The sequence below is a fragment of the Pseudomonas sp. AE27 genome, from assembly GCF_037113495.1.
In the GTDB taxonomy this organism is placed as follows: Bacteria; Pseudomonadota; Gammaproteobacteria; order Pseudomonadales; family Pseudomonadaceae; genus Aquipseudomonas; species Aquipseudomonas palmensis.
This window is the reverse complement of sequence record NZ_CP146966.1, coordinates 1,455,326-1,479,948: the sequence shown is the minus strand read 5'-3', so window position 1 is coordinate 1,479,948 and position 24,623 is coordinate 1,455,326. Positions and strand designations below refer to the sequence as shown.

The 24,623-nt window shown below is 66.1% G+C and carries 20 protein-coding genes and 1 pseudogene; 14 read left to right on the top strand and 7 right to left on the bottom strand.

Features of this window, described 5'->3' with window-relative positions:
- The first annotated feature begins 50 nt into the window (after nt 1-50).
- The 6 genes from V9K84_RS06865 to V9K84_RS06840 all read left to right on the top strand — a co-directional run bounded on the left by V9K84_RS06865 (nt 51) and on the right by V9K84_RS06840 (nt 7,489).
- Nucleotides 51-1,625 carry a methyl-accepting chemotaxis protein gene (locus V9K84_RS06865; RefSeq protein WP_043862919.1) on the top strand — a complete coding sequence of 525 codons (1,575 nt, stop codon included), beginning with the start codon at nt 51-53 and terminating at the stop codon, nt 1,623-1,625.
- Between the two features lie 113 nt (nt 1,626-1,738).
- Nucleotides 1,739-2,791 (top strand): tetratricopeptide repeat protein, encoded by a 1,053-nt coding sequence (locus V9K84_RS06860; protein WP_054915374.1) that lies wholly within the window; start codon nt 1,739-1,741, stop codon nt 2,789-2,791.
- A gap of 117 nt (nt 2,792-2,908) precedes the next feature.
- Nucleotides 2,909-4,537, top strand: coding sequence for a response regulator (locus tag V9K84_RS06855; protein WP_088515376.1), 1,629 nt, complete (start codon nt 2,909-2,911; stop codon nt 4,535-4,537).
- Nucleotides 4,534-5,316 (top strand): endonuclease/exonuclease/phosphatase family protein, encoded by a 783-nt coding sequence (locus V9K84_RS06850; protein WP_088515377.1) that lies wholly within the window; start codon nt 4,534-4,536, stop codon nt 5,314-5,316. The genes V9K84_RS06855 and V9K84_RS06850 overlap by 4 nt, the downstream gene beginning before the upstream one ends.
- The gene (clsB, locus tag V9K84_RS06845; RefSeq protein ID WP_088515378.1) at nt 5,313-6,524 is read left to right on the top strand and encodes a cardiolipin synthase ClsB; all 1,212 of its coding nucleotides are present in this window, start codon (nt 5,313-5,315) and stop codon (nt 6,522-6,524) included. Before V9K84_RS06850 ends, clsB begins: the two co-directional genes overlap by 4 nt.
- Complete coding sequence (locus V9K84_RS06840) at nt 6,521-7,489, top strand: lysylphosphatidylglycerol synthase domain-containing protein (RefSeq protein ID WP_088515379.1); 969 nt, start codon at nt 6,521-6,523, stop codon at nt 7,487-7,489. Before clsB ends, V9K84_RS06840 begins: the two co-directional genes overlap by 4 nt.
- Here the strand turns inward: V9K84_RS06840 and V9K84_RS06835 are convergent.
- Nucleotides 7,441-9,522, bottom strand: a complete 2,082-nt coding sequence (locus tag V9K84_RS06835; protein ID WP_256582878.1) for an ATP-binding protein — start codon at nt 9,520-9,522, stop codon at nt 7,441-7,443. The genes V9K84_RS06840 and V9K84_RS06835 overlap by 49 nt on opposite strands.
- A 23-nt stretch (nt 9,523-9,545) precedes the next feature.
- On the bottom strand, nt 9,546-10,007 hold the full coding sequence (locus tag V9K84_RS06830) for a nucleoside deaminase (protein ID WP_229589252.1): 462 nt from the start codon (nt 10,005-10,007) through the stop codon (nt 9,546-9,548).
- Nucleotides 10,008-10,154: 147 nt separating this feature from the next.
- Between V9K84_RS06830 and V9K84_RS06825 the strand changes: the two genes are divergently transcribed.
- The gene (locus V9K84_RS06825; RefSeq protein WP_078480157.1) at nt 10,155-10,859 is read left to right on the top strand and encodes a type 1 glutamine amidotransferase domain-containing protein; all 705 of its coding nucleotides are present in this window, start codon (nt 10,155-10,157) and stop codon (nt 10,857-10,859) included.
- 140 nt (nt 10,860-10,999) lie between these two features.
- Nucleotides 11,000-11,806: a CSS-motif domain-containing protein gene (locus V9K84_RS06820; protein ID WP_043862927.1), complete on the top strand. Its 807-nt coding sequence runs from the start codon at nt 11,000-11,002 to the stop codon at nt 11,804-11,806.
- Nucleotides 11,807-11,872: 66 nt separating this feature from the next.
- On the opposite strand, the gene hppD is transcribed toward V9K84_RS06820, so the two are convergent.
- Nucleotides 11,873-12,949, bottom strand: a complete 1,077-nt coding sequence (gene hppD, locus V9K84_RS06815; protein ID WP_054915379.1) for a 4-hydroxyphenylpyruvate dioxygenase — start codon at nt 12,947-12,949, stop codon at nt 11,873-11,875.
- A 405-nt stretch (nt 12,950-13,354) separates the two neighbouring features.
- Here hppD and V9K84_RS06810 point away from each other — a divergent pair.
- Both V9K84_RS06810 and rarD read left to right on the top strand, forming a co-directional pair.
- Nucleotides 13,355-14,903 (top strand): annotated as a pseudogene (locus V9K84_RS06810) (EAL domain-containing protein).
- A 61-nt stretch (nt 14,904-14,964) separates the two neighbouring features.
- Nucleotides 14,965-15,852 (top strand): EamA family transporter RarD, encoded by an 888-nt coding sequence (gene rarD / locus V9K84_RS06805; RefSeq protein ID WP_043862930.1) that lies wholly within the window; start codon nt 14,965-14,967, stop codon nt 15,850-15,852.
- Here the strand turns inward: rarD and V9K84_RS06800 are convergent.
- A complete protein-coding gene (locus V9K84_RS06800; protein WP_088515380.1) occupies nt 15,815-17,386 on the bottom strand; it encodes a TerC family protein in 1,572 nt (523 codons plus the stop codon). The two genes, rarD and V9K84_RS06800, sit on opposite strands and share 38 nt — an antisense overlap.
- 269 nt (nt 17,387-17,655) lie before the next feature.
- Here V9K84_RS06800 and V9K84_RS06795 point away from each other — a divergent pair, with 269 nt between their 5' ends.
- Nucleotides 17,656-18,249 carry a LysE family translocator gene (locus tag V9K84_RS06795; RefSeq protein WP_088515381.1) on the top strand — a complete coding sequence of 198 codons (594 nt, stop codon included), beginning with the start codon at nt 17,656-17,658 and terminating at the stop codon, nt 18,247-18,249.
- A 65-nt stretch (nt 18,250-18,314) separates the two neighbouring features.
- On the opposite strand, the gene V9K84_RS06790 is transcribed toward V9K84_RS06795, so the two are convergent.
- Entirely contained in the window at nt 18,315-19,097 is a 783-nt protein-coding gene (locus tag V9K84_RS06790; RefSeq protein ID WP_088515382.1) for an AraC family transcriptional regulator, read from the bottom strand.
- 136 nt (nt 19,098-19,233) lie between these two features.
- Here V9K84_RS06790 and V9K84_RS06785 point away from each other — a divergent pair, with 136 nt between their 5' ends.
- On the top strand, nt 19,234-19,785 hold the full coding sequence (locus tag V9K84_RS06785) for an RNA 2'-phosphotransferase (RefSeq protein ID WP_088515383.1): 552 nt from the start codon (nt 19,234-19,236) through the stop codon (nt 19,783-19,785).
- Here V9K84_RS06785 and V9K84_RS06780 read toward each other — a convergent pair.
- Nucleotides 19,782-20,330: an XRE family transcriptional regulator gene (locus tag V9K84_RS06780; RefSeq protein ID WP_043862935.1), complete on the bottom strand. Its 549-nt coding sequence runs from the start codon at nt 20,328-20,330 to the stop codon at nt 19,782-19,784. The two genes, V9K84_RS06785 and V9K84_RS06780, sit on opposite strands and share 4 nt — an antisense overlap.
- 161 nt (nt 20,331-20,491) lie before the next feature.
- On the opposite strand from V9K84_RS06780, the gene V9K84_RS06775 reads away from it, so the two are divergent.
- Entirely contained in the window at nt 20,492-21,274 is a 783-nt protein-coding gene (locus V9K84_RS06775) for an aldolase (protein WP_088515384.1), read from the top strand.
- A 25-nt stretch (nt 21,275-21,299) separates the two neighbouring features.
- Nucleotides 21,300-22,184, top strand: a complete 885-nt coding sequence (locus V9K84_RS06770) for a dihydrodipicolinate synthase family protein (protein ID WP_043862937.1) — start codon at nt 21,300-21,302, stop codon at nt 22,182-22,184.
- Nucleotides 22,185-22,267: 83 nt separating this feature from the next.
- Here V9K84_RS06770 and V9K84_RS06765 read toward each other — a convergent pair whose 3' ends face one another.
- The gene (locus tag V9K84_RS06765; protein ID WP_088515385.1) at nt 22,268-24,496 is read right to left on the bottom strand and encodes a TonB-dependent siderophore receptor; all 2,229 of its coding nucleotides are present in this window, start codon (nt 24,494-24,496) and stop codon (nt 22,268-22,270) included.
- Nucleotides 24,497-24,623 lie beyond the last annotated feature (127 nt).

Sequence of the window (24,623 nt, the reverse complement as noted above, 5' to 3'; positions counted from 1 at the left end):
GCTTCTATAGTGTGGCGGGAACCACGTTCCCCCCACTCTAAGGAGCGTTCATGCTGCGCGTACTTTCACTGGAAAACCTCACCGTCACCCGCAAACTGGCACTGGGCTTCGGGCTGATGCTGGCCCTGGCGGTGTGGTTGGCCGCCACCGGCCTCAAGGGGTTGCACAACGACAAGACTTCGTTCGAGCGGATCAACCGACTGAGCACCCTGTTCGACGAAACGGTGTTTGCCCGCGAGGCCAACTACCAGTACGCGCTGGCGCCCCAGGCCGCCCACCTGGACACCCACCAGACCCACCAGCAGGCCTTGCACAGCGCACTGAACGCGGTGCTCGAGGACGTGCAGCGCGGCGCCTGGCCCGCCGAAGACCTGCAGACCGTGCAGCAACTGGCCGACGGCCTGCAGGGCTACATCACCACCCACCAGGCCGCCCTGGCCCTGGACCCGCCCGACAGCGCCCGGGTGGTGCAGGCCAATGCCCTGCTGGCCGACCTGCAGGGCAGCATCAACGTGCTGTACAAGAAGGAAGAGGAGCGCGCTGCCGCCAGCGTGGCCACGGTGGTCTCGATTCTGCTGGGCGTGACCGTCGCGACTCTGGTGCTGGGCACCCTGATCGCCTGGCTGATCGGCCGGCAGATCGTGCGCCCGCTGCGCCAGAGCCTGGAGGCGGCCGAGCGCATCGCCCACGGCGACCTCACCGTGCAGCTGGACAGCCATCGGCGTGACGAACTGGGCCAGCTGCTGCGCGCCATCGGCGACATGAGCCAGCGTCTGCGCGAGGTGATCACGCGCATTGGTCACGGCTCCTCGCAACTGGCGGTATCGGCCAGCCAGCTGGCCACCATCACCACCCAGACCCAGGCCGGCACCGACAGCCAGCGCAGCGACACCGACCGGGTCGCCACCGCCATGAACCAGATGACCTCGATGGTGCAGGCCGTGGCGCGCAACTCCGAAGACGCGGCCCAGGCGGCCCGCCAGGCCGACGAGGAAGCCAGCGGCGCCTCGGGCATCTCGCGCAATGCCATCGTGCAGATCGAGGCGCTGGCCGGCGAGGTCGGGGTGTCGGCCGAGTCGATGAGCCGCCTGCACCAGGAAATCGACCGTATCGCCAGCGTGCTCGGGGTGATCAAGGCCGTGGCCGGGCAGACCAACCTGCTGGCGCTCAATGCCGCCATCGAGGCGGCACGTGCCGGCGAGGCCGGGCGCGGCTTCGCGGTGGTGGCCGACGAGGTGCGCAGCCTGGCCCAGCGTACCCAGCAGTCTTCCGAGGAGATCGAGCACCTGATCGGCGAGTTGCAGCGCATTGCCAACGAGAGCACGCAGATCATGCAGTCCAGCGTGGAGCAGACCCAGTCGACCGTGACCGGGGTGCGCAACACCGGCGATGCGCTGGCGGCGATCACCCGGCAGGTCTCGGACATCCAGCAGATGAGCCTGCGCATCGCCAGCGCCGCCGAAGAACAGACCACGGTGGTCGAGGAAATCACCCGCAACGTGCTGCATGTGCGCGAAACCGCCGACCAGTCGGCACTGGCCAGCAGCGAGATCGCCAGCTCCAGCGTCGAACTGGCGCGCCTGGGCAGCGACCTGCAGAGCCTGGTGGTGCATTTTCGCACCTGACGGCTCGCGGCACGGGCTGCGGCGCAGGGTGCGGGCAGGTGAAGGGGGAAAACGGATTGACTCCGTTTCCTGGCTGACCCAAGCTTGCCCCACCCCGCCTGCCCGGATGCCGCATGTCAAAACCGCGCCTCTATACACTGCTCAGCCTGCTCGTGCTGCTCGTCATCGGGCTGGGCTACGGCTGGCTGGGTGACGCCCCGGCCCCCGCGCCGGCCCCCAGCCATGGCTACACCAAGGCGCTGACCATGGCCCATGAAGGGCAGCCGGGGGCGGCGCGGGTGCTGTACCAGCAACTGGCGCGCGCCGACCTGTCGGGCATTCGCCGCGCCAGCCTGCATGCCGAGCTGCCCAACTACCCTTCGCCGCTGGCGCTGAAGCTGGCCGACCAGGACCTGAGCCACGACGACCCGCTGGTGCGCCGCGCGGCGATCGCCAGCATCAGTGCGCTGGTGCCGGCGCCGCAGCGCAGCGTGCTGCTGGGGCCGATGCTCGAAGACCCCGAGCAGAGCGTGCGCTTTGCCGCGGTCGATGCGCTGCTGGGGCTGGGCCCGGACGATGTCGGCCTGTACTACGGCCCGCTGCAGCAGGCACTGGAGCAGTACCAGCAGGCCTTGCTCAAGCAGCTCGACGATGCCGCCGCCCAGGTGCACCTGGCCCGGCTGTACGTGCACGAGGGCCATGACGACGAGGCGGCGCAGGCACTGGAGCGAGCGCTGGCGCTGGCACCCGACGACCTCGAGGCACTGGCGGCCAAGGTGCGCCTGCTCGACAGCCAGGGCCACGCCGATGCCTCCCGCGAGCTGCTGGCCCAGGCGCTCAAGCGCCACCCAGACTCGGCCTTCCTGCAACACGAGCTGGGCCTGTGGCTGATGCGCCACGACCAGCACGAATACGCGCTGCTGGCGTTCGACCGGGCCCTGGCGCTGGACCCGGACAACGCCGAGTATCGCTATACCCTGGCGTTGACCCTGCACAGCCTGGAGCAGGTCGAGGTGGCGCAGAAGCAGCTCGAAACCCTGCTCGCCCGCCAGCCGGCCAACCGCAAGGCGCGGGTGCTGCTGATCGGCTACTGGAAAGAGACCGGCCAGCTGCAGAACGTGCAGGTGCTGCTGGCCCAGCTGGAGCAGCAGAACCCGGACGATCCGCTGGTGCAGCAAGGCCTCTGAGGCCCCTCGTCCGGGCTCCCGCAAGCGTTTTGAACCCCGCCGAAAGTGGCGTGTCCAGTGATAGTGCATGGATAAAAAGGCAATCGCCTGGCTGTGCGTTATCAAAGGAGATCGCCCGTGAACAATTCGGTGCCAAACGGCGAACGCGCACTGATACTTGCCCCGCCCACCCTCAGCCGCCTGGCGCTGAACCTGTTCGACGAAGCCGGCATACAGGCGCTGGCCACCCGCGACCTGGACGAGATGGCCGATGCCCTGGGCCAGGGCGCGGGGCTGGCCATCATCGCCGACGAGTCCCTGGGCGGCTTCGTGCAGTCGCCCGTGCACAACTACCTGCGTACCCAGCCCGCCTGGTCGGACCTGCCGGTGGTGCTGCTGACCAGCCCGGCCCGGGCGCCGGACGCCGACCTGCACACGGCGCTGGGCAACCTGTTCCTGCTGGCATGCCCGTTCCAGCCCAGCGGCCTGCTGGCCCTGACCCACGCTTCGCTGCGCGCACGCCGTCGCCAGTACCAGGCCCAGTACAGCGCGGCCCGCCTGCAGGACCTGGAGCAACGGGTGGAAGAGCAACTGCGCCACCTGCGCGAAGACGAACAACAGCTGCGCCACACGCAGAAGATGGAAGCCATCGGCCAGTTGGCCGGCGGTGTAGCCCACGACTTCAACAACCTGCTTACCGGCATCGGCGGCAGCGTGGAGCTGATCCGACGGCGCCTTGCCCAGGGCCGCCAGGAAGACCTGCCCAAGCTTATCGACATGAGCCTGGGGGCGGTGCAGCGCGCCGCCAGCATGACCCATCGGCTGCTGGCATTCTCCAGCCGTCAGCCGCTGGATGCGGGCCCGGTCAGCCTGGCCAGCCTGCTGGACGGCGACCAGCTGCGCGCCCTGCTGACCCCGCAGATCGACCTGCAGGTCAGCCTCGACGCCGACCTGTGGCACATCGAGGTGGACGCGCAGCAGTTGCGCGAAGCCATCGACAACCTGCTGAGCAACGCCCGTGATGCCATGCCCAACGGCGGCGAGCTGCGCATCCACGCCGGCAACCGTCGCCAGGGCAAGCCGTTGCCTGGCGGGCATCCGCTGGCCAGCGGCGACTATGTACTGCTGAGCGTGCACGACAACGGCTGCGGCATGCCGCAAAGCAGCGTGGACCGCGCCTTCGACCCCTTCTTCACCACCAAGCCCATCGGCCAGGGCACCGGGCTGGGCCTGTCGATGGTGTATGGCTTCAGTCGCCAGTCACAGGGGCACGTGGCGCTGTACAGCAGCATCGGCCATGGCACCCAGGTCGAGCTCTACCTGCCGCGGCATGTGGGGGATGTACAGGGCGCGCCAGCGCCCGCCCCCGGCCCGCCGCCGGAGGCCAATGGCAGCAACCGCGTGCTGATCGTGGAGGACGACCACACGGTGCGCCAGCTGGTCCACGAGACCCTCGCCGAGCAGGGCTACCAGTGCTGCGAGGTGGCCGACGCCAGCCTGGCACTGTCGGTTCTGCGCTCCGACCGGCCGATCGACCTGCTGATCAGCGATGTGGGGCTGCCGGGGATGAACGGGCGCCAGCTGGCGGAGATCGCGCGCAAGCTGCGCCCGGGGCTGAAGGTGCTGTTCATTACCGGCTACGCCGAAAACGCCACCTCGTGCCGGGGCTTTCTCGACCCGGGCATGCAGATGATCAACAAGCCATTCAAGTTCACCCAGCTGACGCGCAAGGTGGCGCAGATGCTCGGCCCGGGCAACGCCCCATGAGCCTGCCCCAGCCCCCGCCGGTGGCCGGCCGGCAGGTCACCGAGCACGCCATGCGGGTGCTTACGGTGAATGTGCACAAGGGCTTCAGCGCGTTCAACCGGCGTTATGTGCTGCCCGAGCTGCGCGAGGCCGTGCGCAGCCAGGACGCCGACCTGGTGTTTCTGCAGGAGGTGCTGGGCAGCCACCGTGGCCATGCCAGCCGCCACCCGGACTGGTCCCACGTGCCGCAGTACGAGTTCCTGGCCGACAGCCTGTGGCCGCAGTACGCCTACGGGCGCAACGCGGTGTACCCGGACGGCGAGCACGGCAATGCGCTGCTGTCCAAGTTCGCCATCCGGCATTACGAAAACCTCGATGTGAGCGTGACCGGCAGCGAGCGCCGCGGCCTGCTCCACGCCGTGCTCGATGTACCCGGCCAGCGCCCGCTGCACACCGTGTGTGCGCACCTGGGGCTGGACGAGCGCCAGCGCGTCAAGCAGTTGCGCCTGCTGTGCCGGCTGCTGGACAGCCTGCCCGCCGAGGCGCCGGTGATCGTGGCGGGCGACTTCAATGACTGGCGCCAGCGCGCCGACCAGCACCTGGCCGGCTGCGGCCTGGTGGAGGTGTTCACCCAGGCCCACGGGCGCCCCGCACGCAGCTTTCCGGCGCGCTGGCCGCTGCTATGCCTGGACCGTATCTATGTGCGTAACGCCCAGGCCCGGCAACCCCGGGTGATGGGGCGCAAACCCTGGTCGCACCTGTCAGACCACTTGCCGCTGTTCGTGGAGGTACTGCTATGAAGGCCGACTGGCGCGAGGATAACGAGGTGCAATTGCTGATCAATGGCGAGGCGTACTTCCCGGCCGCCTTCGAGGCGATTGCCAATGCCAGGGAGCAGGTGCTGCTGGAGACCTTCATCATTTTCGAGGACAAGGTCGGCAAGCAGCTGCAACAGGTATTGATCGAGGCAGCGCAACGCGGCGTGCAGGTGGAGGTGCTGGTGGACGGTTATGGCACCGCCGACCTGAGCAGCGCCTTTCTGCTGGCGCTGAGCCAGGCCGGTGTGCACCTGCAGGCGTTCGACCCGAGCCCGCGGCGGCTGGGGCTGCGCACCAACCTGTTCCGCCGCCTGCACCGCAAGATCCTGGTGATCGACGGGCACACTGCCTTTGTCGGCGGAATCAACTACAGCGCCGACCACCTGGCCGACTTCGGGCCGATGGCCAAGCAGGACTACGCCGTGCGGGTACGGGGGCCGATCGTGGCCGACCTGCAGCAGGCCACCCTGACCCTGCTCGACGCCCAGCGCGCCCGCCCTGTGCGGCCCCGGGGCTGGTGGCGCCGGGCGCCGCCGATCAGTGCCGACAGCGTGCAGGCGCGCATGTGCCTGTGCATCCGCGACAACGCCGAGCACCCCACCGACATCGAGCAGCACTACATGCGCGCCATCGTCACCGCGCGCGAACGGATCATCATCGCCAATGCGTACTTCTTCCCCGGCTACCGGATGCTGCGGGCCCTGCGCAATGCGGCCCGGCGTGGCGTGCACGTCACCCTGATCCTGCAGGGCATGCCCGACATGCCGCTGGTGCGGCTGTGCTCGCGCATGCTCTACAACTACCTGCTGCGCGACGGCGTGCGCATTCACGAGTACTGCGAGCGCCCGCTGCACGGCAAGGTCGCGGTGGTGGACCGCGAGTGGTCCACGGTGGGGTCGAGCAACCTCGACCCGCTGAGCCTGTCGCTGAACCTCGAGGCCAACCTGGTGATCCGCGACCAGGCCTTCAACCAGCTGCTGGGCGAGCACCTCCAGGCGCTGGCCCACAGCCAATGCAAGCCGGTGACCCTGCAACGGGTGCTGCGCGGCTACTGGTGGCGCGCACCGCTGATCTTCATGGCGTTCCACTTCACCCGCCTGTTCCCGGCCATCGTCGGCTGGCTGCCTGCGCACCAGCCCCGGCTCAAGCCGCTGCAGCCGCCAGCGGCGCTCCAGGAGCCGGTGTCATGAAGCTTTCCGGCACACACTGGCAATGGGCGCGCCGGGCCCTGACCCTGGCGTTCTTCATCCTGATACCGACATTGCTGTTCATGTTGCTGCGCAACCAGGACTGGGGCGAGGTGCGTCACGCCCTGGTGTCCTACCCGCCCGGGGTGTTGCTGCTGGGCGGGGCGATTGCGGCGTGCAGTTTCGTGCTGTTCAGCTGCTATGACCTGCTGGGGCGGCGCTACACCGGCCACCAGCTGCCGGCGCGCCAGGTCGTGCCGCTGGCTTTCGTGTGCTACGCGTTCAACCTGAACCTCAGTGCCTGGGTGGGCGGGGTTGCCCTGCGCTATCGCCTGTATTCGCGCCTGGGCCTGGATGTACCGACCATCAGCCGCCTGCTCGGGCTGGGCCTGGTGACCAACTGGCTGGGCTACCTGCTGGTGGCCGGCAGCCTGTTCGCCTGTGGCCTGCCGCGCCTGCCGGCGGGGATGGAGATCGGCACCGGCGGGCTGCGCGTGATCGGTGTGCTGATGCTGCTGGCCGCTGCGGCCTACCTGGGCGCCTGCGCGTTCGCCAGGCGCCGCAGCTGGCAGGTGCGCGGGCAGGTGCTCACGCTGCCGGGTATCCGCCTGGCACTGCTGCAGGCCGTCATGGGGGCATGCAACTGGCTGCTGATGGGGCTGGTGATCTACACCCTGCTGCCGGACAAGGCGGGCTACCCGAGCATCGTTGGGGTGCTGATGATCAGCAGCATTGCCGGGGTGATCACGCATATTCCGGCAGGCCTGGGGGTGCTGGAGACGGTGTTCATCACCCTGCTGCAGGGCCAGTACGCCAAGGGCACCCTGCTGGCGGCGCTGATTGCCTACCGCGTACTGTACTTTCTGCTGCCGCTGCTGGTGGCCTGCGTCGTCTACCTGCTGCTGGAGCGCGTGGCCAGTCAGGGCGCCGGCGTGCCGGCCCCCGGCCCGCGCGACTCGGCGCGCTGAAGCATGACCTTGACCTTGCACTGCAGGCGGTCCAGCGGGAACGGCTTGGTCAGCAGTTCCACCCCCGCCTCGAGGGTGTCGCGCTGGGCGATGGCTTCGTCGGTGTAGCCGGTGATGAACAGGATGTTCTGCTGCGGGTTGTGCCGGCGCACCTCGCTGGCCACCTGGCGCCCACTGAAACCGCCGGGCAGGCCGATGTCGGTGATCAGCAGGTCGACCGGCGGGCCGGCCAGGCACGCCGCCAGGCCTGACCGGCCATCCACGGCCTCGATCACGTCGTAGCCTTCCTGTTGCAGCACCTCCTTGATCAGCATGCGCAGGGTCGGTTCGTCATCGATCAGCAGGATCCGCCCCTTGCCCGGCACGCTGACCTTGGCCGGCACCGGTACGCTGGCCGCAGGCTGGCTGTCGGCGCCACAGTAGCGTGGCAGCACCAGCCTGATGCGGGTGCCGCCGGTATCGGACGCCTCGATCCACACCCGCCCGCCCGACTGACGCACGAAACCGTACACCATCGACAGGCCCAGGCCGGTGCCCTGGCCCACGGGCTTGGTGGTGAAGAAGGGTTCGAAGGCGCGCTCCATCACCTGGGGGCTCATGCCCTGGCCGTCGTCCTCGACCGTCAGCGAGCAGTAGTCGCCAGGGGGCAGGCCGTCCCTACCTGCGACCCGGGCATCGTAGCGTTCATTGCCGGTACTGATGGTCAGCCGCCCGCCGGCGCGCATCGCATCGCGTGCGTTGATGCACAGGTTGAGCAAGGCGTTTTCCAGCTGGTTGGCGTCCACCAGGGTGCGCCACAGCTGCGGCTCGACCTTCAGCTGCAGGGCGATGTCCGGGCCCAGGGTCTGGCGGATCAGGGCGTCCATGCCGTGCACCAGGGCATTGAGGTCTGCCGGGCGCGGGTCGAGGGGCTGGCGCCGGGCGAACGCCAGCAGGCGGTGGGTGAGCACCGCCGCGCGCTGGGACGCCTCCTTGGCGGCGGCGATGTAGCGATCCAGGCCGTCCAGCTGGCCACTGCCGATACGCCGCTCGATCATTTCCAGGCTGCCGCTGATGCCGGTCAGCAGGTTGTTGAAGTCGTGCGCCATGCCGGCGGTCAACTGGCCCACGGCATCCATCTTCTGGCTCTGGCGCAGCAGCTCCTCGGCTTGCACCAGGGCCGCGGCGCGCTCCTGGTCCAGGGTGATGTCGTGGCCGATGGCGGTATAGATGCCGGTGCTGGGCACGATCGACCAGTTGAACCAGCGGTAATGGCCGTCACGGTGACGGTAGCGGCACTTGAAGCCCTGCACGGTCTGCCCGGCCCGCAGTTGCTGGTGCACCGCTTCGATGCCCGGCCGGTCGTCGACATGGCACAGCTCCAGCACCGGCCTGCCGATGAACGAATCGTCCCAGCCCAGCAGCTCGCGACCGCAGGCATTGATGGCGTAGATCTGCAGGTCTTCGCGCACCAGCATCATGATGTCGCTGGACAGCTCCCAGATGCGCTCGTGGTCTGCGGTCTGCTCCATGATCTTCTGTTCGAAGGCATCGGCGCGTTCGCGCCACACCTGCTCGTTTCTGACCGTCTCGGTGGTTTCGAACACGGTGTTCAGAAAGCCCGCCACCTGGCCGGACTCGTCGCGCACTGGGCTGTAGCAGAAGGTGAAGTACGCCCGCTCCACATCCCCGTTGCGGTCGGTATCGAGCGCGAAGTTTTCCATGAACACCGCTTCGCCGGCGTAGGCCCGCTGCGCCAGGGCGCTGATATCGTCCCACACGTCGCTCCAGATCACGCTCAGCGGCTTGCCCAGCGGCGCCGGCTTGGCGCCGAGCAAGGGCACGAACGCGTCGTTGTGGATGCTGATCAGCTCGGGGCCCCACACCAGGCAACCCGGAAACTTGGAAGCCAGCAGCATGTCCACGGCGATGCGCAGCGAAGCCTGCCATTGCGGCGCCGGCCCCAGGGCGGTGCGGCTCCAGTCGAACTGGCGTACCGCATCGCTCATGCCGCCCGACAGGTTCGGGGCCGCTTCAGAGTGGGGGGTGTGCATGATCGGGTGCGCTTCCTTGGGGCTCAAGGCTCGGACTGCTCGCCGATATCTTCGTTCCAGAGCTGGGGGTGGTCCTCGATGAATCTGCGCATCAGGCCGGTGCAGGTGGCGTCATGCAGCACCTGCAGGTTCACGCCACGGCTCTGCAGCAGGTCCTCCTCGCCCAGGAAGGTGTGGTGCTCGCCGATCACCACCTGCTTGATGCCGTACAGCAGGATGGCGCCGCTGCACATGGCGCAGGGTGACAGGGTGGTATAGAGGGTGGCGTCGGCGTACACGCTGGCCGGCTGGCGCCCGGCATCTTCGAGCGCGCTCATTTCACCATGCAGTATCGCGCTGCCCTGTTGCACCCGGCGGTTGTGGCCGCGTCCGATGATCCTGCCCTGGTGCACGATCACCGAGCCGATGGGAATGCCACCTTCTGCCAGGCTCTTCCGCGCTTCGTCGATGGCGGCCTGCATGAACGGATCGGTGTGTGTGGACATGATGGCGGTGACTCCTGTGACAGCGGCTGTATGGGTGGAAACTAGCACAACGCCCTGGGCGATGGCGGGTTTTGCGGCCGCGACTATGCTCTATAGGTTTGCTTCGCTCCACCCCTCCCCGCGCCCGATCACCAGAGGAACGCTGCAATGAGCAAGAAAGTACTGGTAGTGCTGACCAATACCGCCAGGTATCCGAGCCTCAAGCGCGCCACCGGGCTGTGGCTGGGCGAAGCCGTGCACTTCGTTGCGGTGATCGAGAAGGCCGGCTACAAGGTGGACTATGTGAGCCCTGCCGGCGGCTACGTGCCGATCGACCCGCACAGCCTGAGCATGGCCCCGGACCTGGATTGGCAGTGGTACGACGACAAGGCGTTCATGAACCGCCTGGGCGCCACCCTGGCCCCTGACCAGGTCAAGGCGCAGGACTACCACGCGATCTATTTCACCGGCGGCCACGGGGTGATCTGGGACTTCCCCGACAACACGGCATTGCAGGGCCTGGCGCGCCAGATCTTCGAGGCCGGCGGCGTGGTGGCCTCGGTGTGCCATGGCGCGGTCGGCCTGCTCAACATCAAGCTCAGTGACAACACCCTGCTGCTCAAGGACCGCGAGGTTACCGGGTTCTCCAACGTCGAGGAACAACTGGCCGAACTGGACAAGGTGGTGCCGTTTCTGACCGAGAACGAACTGGCCGCGCGCGGTGGCCTGTACAGCAAGGCCGAGGACCCCTGGCAGGAATACGTGGTGCGCGATCAGCGCGAGGGGCGCCTGATCACCGGGCAGAACCCCGCCTCCTCGGCCGCTGTCGCACGCCAGGTGCTGGCAGTACTGGCCGCATCGAAGGCAGGCTAGCCCCCCGGAGCGTCGACGAATAGCACGGCCAATGTCGTCGCGTCTTACAAGGGCAAACTACGCCCCTCACTTATGCTGAACGGCATCCGCTCAAGATGCCCGCGCGCCCCTGCGGCCCGCTCTGTCAACATAGGTGAATCATGCCCCGTCACAAATTTCGCGCTGGCCGTGTGCTGCTGGAACTGCTGGTCATCCTGTTGATCGGCCTGACCCCTGTGGGGTGCGGCCTGTTGATCATGAGCTGGCAGGTGGAAAAGATGCTGGCCGAGTCGACCCTGGTCTCGATCCAGCACACCCAGCAGGACATCGATCGCATCCTCGACTCGCTGCACAATGCCAGTAACAAGGTGCTCAACCTGGCGGACTTCCCCTGCCCGCGGGCCCTGCCCAGCCTGCGTACCGAAGTGGTGATGCGCCCCGAGCTGCGCTCGCTGGTGCTGGTGCGCGAGAACCGGGCCTACTGCAGCACGGTGCACGGCGAATACCAGCTTCTGGTCGACCCGGGCAGCTTCTTCAACCAGCGCCTGCGCCTGGAGCCGGGCAACGATGTGACCCCGGACTCGGCCATCCTGTATTACCGCCTGCAGGAGTACCCGCTCGGCGTGCTGGCCCTGGTCGACGCCAAGACCCTGCAAGCCACGATGCAGCGGGTAAAGGCCAGCGCCAACCTGGTGCTGCAGTTCGGCGACGATTACCTGTGGAGCGAGGGCAGCACCTTCGACGACGTGCTGCCCGATCACTCCGAACAGCATGTCCGCGTGCTGTCCGCCAGTTACGGGTACACCATCCATGGCGGCTACCCGGACGGCCATATCTGGCAGGCGATGCTGTCCAACGCCCAGGCCATCATCCCGTCGTTGCTGCTGGTGGGCGTCATGACCTCGGCAGCGGTGTACTGGACGCTGTTTCGCAACCGCCGCGCGCCATCGGTGCGTCGTTACGGTTGAGGCCGGCGCAGGCACAAAAAAGGCCATCGAGGCATGCTCGATGGCCTTTTTGCATACGCGCCGCGTTTACTCGGCGGTCAGTACACCGCGGCGAACCTGGTCGCGCTCGATGGATTCGAACAGGGCCTTGAAGTTACCCTCGCCGAAGCCGTCGTCACCCTTGCGCTGGATGAACTCGAAGAACACCGGGCCCATCAGGGTTTCGGAGAAGATCTGCAGCAGCAGGCGCTTGTCGCCCGCCTCGGACGAGCCGTCCAGCAGAATGCCCCGCGACTGCAGCTCGCCCACCGGCTCGCCGTGGTTCGGCAGACGGCCTTCGAGCATTTCGTAGTAGGTATCCGGCGGCGCGGTCATAAAACGCATGCCGAGCTTTTTCAGCGCGTCCCAGCTCTTGATCAGGTCGTCGGTGAGGAAGGCGACGTGCTGGATGCCCTCGCCGTTGAACTGCATCAGGAACTCTTCGATCTGGCCGGCGCCCTTGGAGGACTCCTCGTTCAGCGGGATACGGATCATTGCGTCGGGGGCGGTCATGGCCTTGGAGGTCAGGCCGGTGTACTCACCCTTGATGTCGAAGTAGCGGATCTCGCGGAAGTTGAACAGCTTCTCGTAGAAGCCGGCCCAGTAGGCCATGCGCCCGCGATACACGTTGTGGGTCAGGTGGTCGATGATCTTGAGGCCGGCGCCGACCGGGTTGCGGTCCACGCCTTCGATCCACTTGAAGTCGATGTCGTAGATCGAGCTGCCTTCCTCGAAACGGTCGATCAGGTACAGCGGCGCGCCGCCGATACCCTTGATCGCCGGCAGGCGCAGTTCCATCGGCCCGGTCTCGATCTCGACCGGCTGGGCACCCAGCTCCAGGGCACGGGCATAGGCTTCATGGGCATTGCGCACACGGAAGGCCATGCCGCACACCGACGGACCATGCTCGGCGGCAAAATAGGACGCCACGCTCTTGGGTTCGTTGTTCAGGATCAGGTTGATGCCGCCCTGACGGTACAGGTGCACGTCCTTGGAGCGGTGGCTGGCGACCTTGGTGAAGCCCATGATCTGGAAGATCGGCTCCAGGGTACCCGGGACAGGTGCGGCCAGTTCAATGAACTCGAAGCCCATCAGGCCCATCGGGTTTTCGAAGATATCTGCCATGTTCGTTTCCTCATCATCAAAGCGTTCAAATCACAGGGGTAGCTTGCTGTCGATGTGGAGCGAACGTGGCGGCGCGCAGGAGATGCCCCTCACACTGCGGGCGAGGTAGTCACCATAAATCAGTTTGAACCCATGACACTTCATATGGGACCTATTCTCGGCCGTCTGATCCTCCAGTGGCGAAGGACCTTATTATTGTATGCGTAACGCGATTCTACAGGGCGTAAGAAAAATTGTAAGTACTTTAGTGCCCGGGCCTGCCGACAGCGGCAGCCTCCCCTGCAGTACATCAGGCTGACGCCTCAGCTGTATACGGGCCGATGAACGGCTATGCTGTGCGCTCAGGGGTACCAGGGAAACCCTGCCCTTGAAATCATCCGCGCTCATCCCGCACAGGTAGCCACCATGCCCCTCACGAAAAAACGCCCCGGTCGCTGGACCCTGCGAGCCCTGCTGCCATGGCTGGTGGGGGCGATACCGGTGGTGTCCGGCGTACTGATCATGCACTGGCAGGCACAGCGTGAGCTCGAGGCCAGGGCCGTGAACACGGCCGCCCTGGTCACCGGGCACTTCGAACGCATCCTCGACAACATCGCCGGCGCCGCCCAGGCCCTGCTGCCCCTGACCGGCCAACCCTGCGCAGAGGCCACGCTGGCGCTGCGCGAACAGGTGACACGCGGCTCGTTCGTACGCTCCAGCAACCTGTTTCGTGACAATGACCTGTACTGCAGTTCGCTGTTTGGCAACTTCAGCGAGCCGGTGGATGCCAAGGACTATGTCGATGGCAGCCTGTGGCTGATGAACGGCAACTCGGTGACGCCCGGCCATGCACTGCTGGCCTACCGGCTCAGCAAGGGCAACGACGGCGCCATCACCACCGTCGATGGCGACCACCTGAGCAGCGCCCTGGAGCTGCTCGACCAGGGCACCACCCTGGTGCTGCAGGTAGGCCCCAACTGGATGGGCGAAGACGGCGTGGTGCACCAGGGCCCGCCCCCGGTGTTTGCCGTGGCGCCGACGCAGCAGGCCTCGCAGCGCTATCGTTTTTCGGTGCACAGCGGTTATGCCGCTGGCGAGCCCTGGCGCCTGATGCGCGCCGAGTACCCGGGGCTGTTCGGCCTGGTGACCCTGCTGGGCGTGATGGCCGGCGCGGCCTGCCGCTGGCAGCTGCGCAGGGCCAGTTCGCCACGGGTGGAGCTGCAACGGGCACTGGAGGCCGACGAGTTCATCCCGTACTTCCAGCCGGTGGTGCGCGAGGGTGACTACCGCTGGGCCGGCGCCGAGGTGCTGATGCGCTGGCAGCACCCGCGCGAAGGCATGGTGCGCCCTGACCTGTTCATTCCCTATGCCGAGCACAGCGGCCAGATCGTGCCCATGACCCGGCGCCTGATGCAGCGCGTGGCCGAAGGCCTGGCGCCCCACGCCCAGAGCTTTGGCGACGGCTTTCATGTGGGCATCAACATCACTGCCGATCACTGCCAGGACATGGCCCTGTATGACGACTGTCGCGATTTTCTCGCCGCCTTCCCGCCTGGCCGGGTGATCCTGACCCTGGAGCTGACCGAGCGCAAGCTGGTGGTACCCAGCGACACCACCGAGCAACTGTTCGCAAGGCTGCAGGCCCTGGGGGTGATGATCGCCATCGATGATTTCGGCACCGGCCAGTCGAGCCTGGGCTACCTGCGCCAGTTCAAGGTCGACTACCTGAAGATCGACCAGAGCTTCGTGGCCATGATCGGCGTCGATGCCCTGTCGCTGCATATCCTCGACAGCATCATCGAGCTGTCGGGCAAGCTGGGCCTGGGCATCGTCGCCGAGGGTGTGGAGACCATCGCCCAGCGCGACTACCTGGCCCGGCACCGGGTGGACTTCCAGCAGGGCTACCTGTTCGCCCGGCCGATGCCGTTGGCCGAGTTCGTGGCTGCATTGGGCACACAGCCGGTTGCCCAGGTGACGCGCCCCTGAGATCATGCGCGCTCACCACTTCCCTACCCCTTCGTGCTCCCGAGGCCCCCTTGTCCAGAGGCATCGTTTCATCGGTCATGGCGTCGTGTCTGTTCGCCCTGATGTACTACTACACCTCCCTGCTCACCCCCCTCGACGGCGAGGAAATCTTCGGTTGGCGCATGCTGCTGACCCTGCCGTGCATCACGCTGTTCATGCTGCTGTCCAAGGACTGGCCACTGGCAATCGGCGTACTGCAGCGCATCCGGCGCAACCCGCTGCTGTTGCTGGGGCTGGTGGGTACCTCGACATTGATGGGGCTGCAGCTGTGGGTGTTCCTGTGGGCACCGCTGCACGGCCGCAGCATGGAGGTGTCGCTGGGGTACTTCCTGCTGCCGCTGACCATGGTGCTGACCGGGCGGGTGGTGTATGGCGAGCGCCTGTCACGCCTGCAGAAGGTCGCCGTGGCCTGCGCCGTGGTGGGGGTGGGGCATGAACTGATACGCCATGGCTCGTTCGCCTGGGAAACCCTGCTGGTGGCCGGCGGCTACCCGTTCTACTTCATCTTGCGGCGCAAGTTGCGCACCGATCACCTGGGCGGGCTGTGGGCCGACATGTGCCTGATGATGCCGCCCTCGGTGTACTTCATCGTGCAGGGCCCGCTGAGCGCAGCCGACCTGCTGGCCCACCCGCAGCTCTACGTGCTGATCCCGATCCTGGGCGTGATCAGCGCCCTGGCGCTGGTCACCTACGTGATGGCCAGCCGTCTGCTGGCGTTCAGCCTGTTCGGCCTGCTCAGCTATGTGGAACCGGTGCTGCTGGTGGCGGTGGCCCTGATCCTGGGCGAGAGCATCGCCCCGGATCAGTGGCTGACCTACCTGCCGATCTGGCTGGCAGTGGTGGTGCTGGTGCTCGAGGGGGTCAGGCACCTGCTGCGTCAGCGGCGGCGTTCGGTGTAAGCCGTACCTGCCGCACCCGGCGCTCCTGCACGGCCTCGACGGTCATCAGCCAGTCGCCCCAGGTCAGTTGATCGCCCACCCGCGGCAGGCGGTCGAGCAGGCTCATGACCAGGCCGGCGAGGGTCTGGTAGTCCTCGGTGGGCTTGGCCGCAAAGCCGATCTGCGCCTGGATCTGGCGCAGGTTCAGCGCGCCGTTGACCAGGTAGCCGCCCGGCGCCTGCACGATGCCCGGCCCTTCGACTTCACTGGCATCGGGCAGCTCGCCGGCGATGGACTCGAGGATATCGGTCATGGTCAGCACGCCGGTGAAGTCGCCGAATTCGTTGACCACGAAGGCGATGTGGGTCGACTGGCTGCGCATCTGCTCCAGCGCGTTGAGGATGCTGAAACTCTCCAGCAGGTTCAGCGGCGTGCGCGCCAGGCGCTCCAGGTCCGGCTCGTGACCGGCCAGCAGCTCCCTGAGCAGCTCCTTCTTGTGCACGAAGCCCAGCGGCTCCTCCACCCGCCCCTGGCGAATCAACGGCAGGCGCGAGTAGGACGAATGCATCAGCGCGGTACGGATCGCCTCCGGCGTTTGCGCCAGGTCGATGAAGTCGACTTTGGCGCGTACCGTCATCAGCGTTCTGATGGGGCGTTCGGCCAGGTTCAGCACGCCGCTGATCATCACCCGTTCGCGGCGGTCGAACAGCACCTGTTCATCGCCATCCTCGACCAGGTCGGCGATGTCCTCACCCACCTCGTCGGCCTGCAACCGGCGCCCACCCAGCATGCGCATCACCGCGTGGGCGGTGCGCTCGCGCAATGGCCGGTGCTGTTGCAGGCTGCGCTTGCGCCGGGCGCGGGCCAGCTGGTTGAACAGCTCGATCAGGATCGAGAAGCCGATTGCCGCGTACAGGTACCCCTTGGGTATATGAAAGCCCAGGCCCTCGGCGGTGAGGCTGAAGCCGATCATCATCAGAAAGCCCAGGCACAGCATGATCACCGTGGGGTGGGCGTTGACGAAGCGGGTCAGCGGCTTGCTCGCGACGATCATGATGCCGATGGAGAAGATCACCGCGATCATCATGATCGACAGGTGCTCGACCATGCCCACGGCGGTAATCACCGCGTCCAGCGAGAACACTGCATCGAGTACCACGATCTGCGCCACGATCGGCCAGAACGCCGAATGGCGCGCCGGGCCCTGATGGTGGGCGACGTGCCCTTCGAGACGCTCGTGCAACTCCATGGTGGCCTTGAACAGCAGGAACACACCGCCGAACAGCATGATCAGGTCACGGCCCGAGAAGCTCTTGTCGAACACCTCGAACAGCGGCGCGGTCAGCGTCACCATCCACGAGATGCTGGCCAGCAGGCCCAGGCGCATGATCAGCGCCAGCGACAGGCCGATCACCCGCGCGCGGTCGCGCTGATGGGGCGGCAGCTTGTCGGCGAGAATCGCGATGAACACCAGGTTGTCGATACCCAGTACCAGCTCGAGCACGATCAGCGTGGCAAGGCCCAGCCAGGCCGTGGGGTCGGCTAGCCATTCCATGGGCAGGTACTCAGGCGGGAAACGTCACGGGGACGGGAAAGGGGAGATGGCCAGGACGGCCGGGTACTGGGAGGCTCCGAGAACGAAGTCATATCAACCTTGGGTCAATTAGGGACGGTGATCCTACAATTTCAGCTGACTTTTCTCACAGCGTGAAATTATTTCAATCTGTGGCAAAACACGCGCTGCGGCACAGGGCAATTTCCTTCAATACCCCACCGACCTTCCCGCCTACCCTCGCTGCACCCTCCCCCTCAAGGATCTGCCGCATGAGCCTCAGCCTTTCCATGGCCGCCTTCGCCCTGGCCGCCTCCATTTCCCCTGGCCCGGTCAACATCGTTGCCCTGGGCGCCGGCGCACGGCATGGCTTGCGCCCGGCCATGCGCCACGTTACCGGTGCCACCCTGGGGTTCATCCTGCTGCTGGTACTGATCGGCCTAGGCCTGCATGAGGTGCTGCGCCACTGGCCAGGCCTTGCCGTTGCCCTGCACTGGGCCGGGGTGCTGTTTCTGCTGTACATGGCATGGAAACTGGCCCGCGACGACGGCGCGCTCGGTGAAGGGCGTGATACCCACGCACCCAGCCTGCTGCGCGGCGCTGCCATGCAATGGCTCAACCCCAAGGCCTGGCTGGCCTGCGTGGCGGGCATCGGCGCTTTCGTGGGCCAGGGCGAAACCGCCCTGCTGGGCCAGTTCAGCCTGATCTACCTGGTGATCTGCTACCTCTCGCTGGGCTGCTGGGCGCTGGCCGGCAGCCTGATCCGCAGCTACCTCGACAACCCGCGGCGCCTGCGCCTGTTCAATCGCAGCCTGGCCGCCCTGCTGGTGCTGAGCGCGGTGTACCTGATGCAGGGGTCTGTATGAAAAAGACGAAGGTCAGGCTGTTTTCAACCCAGCATCACCGAGTATCAAGGCTTTTCGTACAGCGCCTAGGCTGAGCGGTAATGCCCGGGCGTCGCAGCCAGGTGCTGCTTGAATGCCCGTTGCAGATGCGCCTGGTCGGCAAACCCGGCCTCCAGCGCCACCTCGGCGATCAGCCGGCCCTGGCGCAACTGGGCGCGGGCGTACTGCACGCGGCAGTCCAGCACAAAGCCGTGCGGGGTCAGGCCGTAATGCTGTTTGAAGGTGCGGATCAGATACGAGGTGGACAAGCCGGCGGCCTGGCTGATGTCTTCGAGCTTGAGCGGTTCGGTGCAATGTGCGCGAATGAATGCCGCCGCCCGCTCCAGGCGCGCATCCGGCCTGGCCAGCGGCGGTGGCGCTGCCTCCAGCTGCTGGCGCAGGTCGCCGAAGAACGCTTCGGCAGCCGCCGCCTTGCACGCCGCGCCACGCTGGTTGTCGATGAGCACGTCGTACAACTGCAACAGGGCCTCGAACAGGGCCGGGGCGGTACTCAGGGTGGCAGCGACCGGTGCGAAGCCAAGCCGGGTCAGCCACGGCATGTCCACGTACAACATCAGGTACGACCACGGCTGGTCGGCGATCGGGTTGCAGGCGTGCACCACACCGGGGTTCATCATCACCACCGTGCCGGTCTCGACCTCGCGCCAGGTGTGCCCGCTGAGGTAGGAGCTACGCCCGGCAGTGATCGCACCGATGGAAAACCCGGCATGGGAATGGCGCGCATAGCAGACCTTGCGACCGTCTGCGACCCCGCGCGCCTCGATGAAGGGCAACGCCGGGTCACGCCAGAAATACGAGGTGGTGGTCATCGCGTGCGGGCCTGTGGGCAGTGGAACAACGCGCACTCTATCAGGCTTCAAGGCGTGCCACTGCCCCTTGCGCACCGCTCGTCGTCACTCGCGCGCCCTGATAAGCTGCCGCGCAGACCGTTCAAGGAAGACCCGCATGAGCAGCAAGCACTTCACCGAAACCAGCAAATTTCTCAGCTACGTGCTGCGTCACGCCCCCGAATCCATCGATCTGCAACTGGACAGCGAAGGCTGGGGCGATGTCGATGCACTGATTGCCGGCGCCGCTCGCCAGGGCCGCGCGCTGGACCTGGCGCACCTGCAGGCGGTGGTGGCCAGCAGCGACAAGAAACGCTTCGGCCTGTCGGACGATGGCCGCAGGATTCGCGCCGTACAGGGGCACTCGACAGCGACGGTCGAGCTCCAGTACGCGCCCAAGGCGCCGCCTGCCGAGCTGTACCACGGTACGGCAACGCGCTTTCTCGACTCGATTGCCCAACAGGGCCTGATCGCCGGCAACCGTCACCACGTGCACCTGTCCCACGACCCCGAAACGGCCATTGCGGTCGGCCAGCGTTACGGCTCACCGGTACTGCTGCACATCGATGCAGCGGCAATGCACGCCCAGGGCCTGGCGTTCTTCCAGGCCGACAATGGCGTATGGCTGACGGCCCACGTGCCGGTGGCGTTCATTCGACAGCCCGGTTAAACCGGCGAGTCGGCGTCGTGCACCACCACCAGCAACTGCGCCTGCACCGCCCCGACCGAGCGTAGCCGGTGCGGTGTCTGGGCATTGAAGTGCAGCGCATCGCCGCGCTCGAGCAACACCCGCTCGTGCATGAAGTCCACTTCCACCTGCCCTTCGTGCACGAACAGGAACTCTTCGCCAAGGTGCTCCTTGAACGTCGAGTCGCTGAAGTCCGCCGGCGGGCAGATGATGAACGGCAGCAGGCTGCGCTGGCCGATATGCTGGGCCAGCACCGCGTAGCCCGGCCCTTCGGCGCTGCCGGACAACGCCTGGCGTTCACCCCGGCGTACCAGGCTGTAGCGCGCCTGCGCAGGTTGGTCTTCGGCGAACAGTTCTTCCACGTTCACGTTCAACGCCCGCGCCAGTTTCAGCGCCGCCGCAATCGAAGGGGTGTTCAGACCCCGCTCCACCTTGGACAGGTAGCTCTTGGTCATGGCCGTTTTCTCGGCCAGCGTCTCAAGCGTCAGCCCAAGTTTTTTTCTTAATACTTTCAATCGGATAGACATTTAACGCCGCTATTCCCGGTGCAGTGGGCAACCTTTCCCTTGCCAATGACACTTTGTGTCATATAGCCTTGTTTGTGTCATGAGGTTGACCACCCCGCTCACCTTCCAAGCAACCGGGGCGGGCCAGCCCTGACGTCCGATCCGCCACCGAGGAAACCCCAATGGCCAAGACATTAGCACTCCCCAAGGACCAACTGGTCAAGCAGGCCCTGGAACAGATGCAGGGCACGCTTGCCGATAATACGTGGACTGTGCGTGAAAAGCTGGCGCTGACCTGCCGAATCCTGTTCGACAACGGCCACGACTCCGGCCTGGCCGGGCAGATCAGTGCCCGCGGCCCGCAACCGGGCACCTTCTACACCCAGCAACTGGGGCTGGGCTTCGATGAAATCACCGCCAGCAACCTGCTATTGGTCAACGAGGACCTGGAGGTGCTCGAAGGCAGCGGCATGCCCAACCCGGCCAATCGCTTTCACAGCTGGGTGTACCGCGCACGCCCGGATGTGAACTGCATCATCCACACCCACCCGACCCACATCGCCGCGCTGTCGATGCTCGAGGTACCGTTGCAGGTGTCGCACATGGACCTCTGCCCGCTGTACGAGGACTGCGCGTTTCTCGAAGGCTGGCCCGGGGTGCCGGTGGGCAACGAGGAAGGCGAGCTGATCAGCGCGGCGCTGGGCGACAAGCGCGCCATCCTGCTCTCGCACCACGGCCAGCTGTCGACCGGCGCCAGCATCGAGGAAGCCTGTGTGATCGCGCAGTTGATCGAGCGCGCGGCGCGCCTGCAGTTGCTGGCGATGTCAGCCGGCCAGATCAAGCCCATCGAGCCGGTGCTGGGGCGCGAAGCGCACGACTGGATCGCCCGCCCCAAGCGCCACGGCGCGGCGTTCGCCTACTATGCCCGGCAGTGCCTGCGTCAGCATGCCGATTGCCTGAACTGAACCTGTTTTCTGCGGAGTGTTTTTCATGTCCACGACTTTTCACGGCATCATCGGCTACACCATCACCCCGTTCAGCGCCGACGGCACCCAGCTCGACCTGACGGCCCTTGGCCGCTCCATCGATCGGCTGATCGAAGGTGGGGTACAGGCCATCGCGCCCCTGGGCAGCACGGGCGAAGGCGCCTACCTGAGCGACCGCGAGTGGGACCAGGTGGCCGAGTTCAGCCTGGCGCACATTGGCGGGCGGGTACCGACCATTGTCAGCGTCTCGGACCTGACCACCGCCAGCGCCATGCGCCGCGCGCGCTTTGCCGAGGCCCATGGGGCAGATGCGGTGATGGTATTGCCGGCGGCCTACTGGAAGCTGAGCGAAGCCGAGATCCTGCAGCACTACCAGAGCATCGGCGACTGCATCGGCGTGCCGATCATGCTCTACAACAACCCGGCCACCAGCGGCACCGACCTGTCGGTGGAGCTGATCATGCGCATCGTGCGCCAGGTCGAGAACGTGACCATGGTCAAGGAGAGTACCGGCGACATCCAGCGCATGCACAAGCTGCAGCAGTTGGGCGAAGGCCAGGTGCCGTTCTACAACGGCTGCAACCCGTTGGCCCTGGAAGCGTTCGTGGCCGGTGCCACGGGCTGGTGCACGGCGGCAGCCAACCTGATTCCGGCGCTCAACCAGCAGCTGTACCAGGCCGTGCTGGGTAACGACCTTGAGGCGGCGCGGGCGCTGTTCTACCGGCAGTTGCCATTGCTGGAGTTCATCCTCAAGGGCGGCTTGCCGGCGACGGTGAAGGCAGGGTTGGCGTTGACCGGGCTGGAGGTGGGCGAGCCGCGCAGGCCGGTGTTCGGGCTGGATGACGCCGGGCGTGAGCGGTTGCGCGGGTTGCTCGAACAGATGGGGTAAGGCCTTCTCACGGCCTCAGCGCACGGGATTGCCACGGCCAACAGGGCATGCATCGCCAGCCCTGTTGGCTCGGCTTCAGGGCGCTACAACCGCCAATCCAGGCTCACCGTCAGCGTGCGCGGATCACCCCAGTACACCCCGTTGTAGAACCCCACGTTGTTGTAGTACCTGGTATCCAGCAGGTTCTTCACGTTCAAGGACGCCGACAGGTGTTCGTCGAACTCGTAACGGGACATCAACCCCACCACCGTGTAGGACCGCTGGCGAATGTCAGCCGGCGCCGTGATGATCCGGCCATCGCTGCCTCGCCCCACCGGACGATTGCCGCTGCGGTAGATGTCGCTCTGCCAATCCACCGACCCACCCACGGTCAACCTGTCCATCACCCTGTAGGTGCTGTTCCAGCGCACCATGTTCAACGGCTGGGTGGTGTTGCGCCGCTTGTGCTCGGCATCCAGCGAGTGGGTGTAGCTGTAGCCCAGGGTCATGTTCCACCCCGCCATCACCTCGCCAGCGACCTCTGCCTCGAAGCCCTCCACGGTATTGCCCTTGCCGCCGGACTTGTAATACTGCTCGCCGTTGGGCCCTACCGGAGTGGAATCGTCCACCTCGGCCACGTTGTCCTGCTTGCTGCGAAACACCGCCGTCGACAGGTTCAGGCGCTCATCCAGCAGGCTGCCCTTCAGGCCCACCTCGTAGTTGCTGCCCACCACCGGTTCCAGGTACTTGTCGTCGACATCCTTGTAGTTCTGCGGCTTGAAGATGTCGGTGTAGCTGGCGTACACGGTGTAGTGGTCGGTGATGTCGTACAGAACGCCCGCATAGGGTGTCCACACGTCATTGTGGGTGCGGCTGGAGCGCGGGTTCTCCACCACCTGCCCCGCCGCATCGAATGCCCATGAGCGCCCCGTGACCTTCCAGCTGCCGTAGCGGCTGCCTAGCACCAGGTGCAGTGCATCGGTCACGTTCAACCGGGTGGCGACATAGCCGGCCTTCTGCTGCGTGGTATCGCGCGAACCATCCAGGTTGGTCACGGTATCGGCGAACTTGTCTACCCCGCCCAGGTACTTCCAGTCGGGGATGGTCGTGTAGCCGGGCGGCAGGTCCAGGGGCCGCTTGAGCGGCGCGCTGTTGCGCCGCTGCGACTCGCCATAGCCGATCATGAATTCGTGCTCGCGCCCCAGCAGCGCAAAGGGCCCGCCCAGGTTGAGGTCGGCGGCGCTCATTTTCTCGTCGCCGATGAAGTGGCTGACCCAGGCATTCATGCCGCTGCGGTCGGCCTCGGGGAAGCCCTGGCCACCGAAGTACACCTTGCCGTCGGTTTCGCTCTGGCGGTAGGTGTAGGCCGCCTTGAGGTGCCAGTCGCCGCCCAGGCGCTGGTCGAGGGTGGCGAACACGGTCTCGTCCTTGAGCGGCCATGAACTCCACGGCGCCGAGATGTTGTTCGAGCGCGGCAGCTTGGCCTTGCCACCGGAGGCGTTCCAGTACGGCACGGTGCCCCACGAGGCACCCTGTACATGCTTGTTCTGGTAGTCGTACCCCACCGCCAGCACGGTGTCGTCGCTCAGGTCACCCTCGAGAATGCCGTAGGCCACCTCGCGCTGGGTCTGGTAGCGGTCGCGAAACGAATGGGCGTCGCGGTAGGCCAGCACGCTGCGCCCGCGCAGACGACCGTCGAAGGCCAGCGGCCCGCCCACGTCGACATAGCTGTAGTAGTTGTCGTAGCTGCCGCCACGCAGGCCGGTTTTCACCGCCAGTTCATGGGTGGGGCGCTTGCGCATCATGTTGATGGTGCCCGACGGGTCGCCGGCACCGGTGGTCAGCCCGGTGGCGCCACGCACCACTTCGATGCGGTCGTAGATGATGGTGTCCGAGTCGGACTTGAGCCCCGCGAAGGTGTTGAGCATGCCGTCGATCTGGAAGTTGTCGATGGCATAGCCGCGCGAGTTGTACGTGGGGCGCTCGGAGTCGTTGCGCTGCACCACCACGCCCGTCACCTGGCCCATGGCTTCGGAGAGGTTGTCGAGCTGGAAGTCGTCCAGCTGCTGGCGGGTCAGCACCGACATCGACTGCGGGGTGTCCTTGATCGACAGGTTCAGGCGGGTGGCGGTGCTCATGCTGCCGGTGGTGTAGGCCCCGGTGTTTTCGGTGGTGCTGCCCAGGCCCTGGGCACTCACGTTGGTCGAACCCAGCTCCAGCGCCTGGGGGGCGGCGTCGGGCAGGGGTTCGTTGTCAGCCAGTGCGACGGCGCTGCAGGCGGTGCCGTACAGGCCCAGTGTCAACGTCATGGAACGGGTAATCGGCGCGAACATCGCGGCCTTCTCCTTGTTTTACGACGGGAAATTCCGTTTAGAAGTACACAGCGGGACATCATCGGATCACCCTTAATACGAATGCTTATCGATTTAATTTAGACATGAAAAAGGCGATCCGAAGATC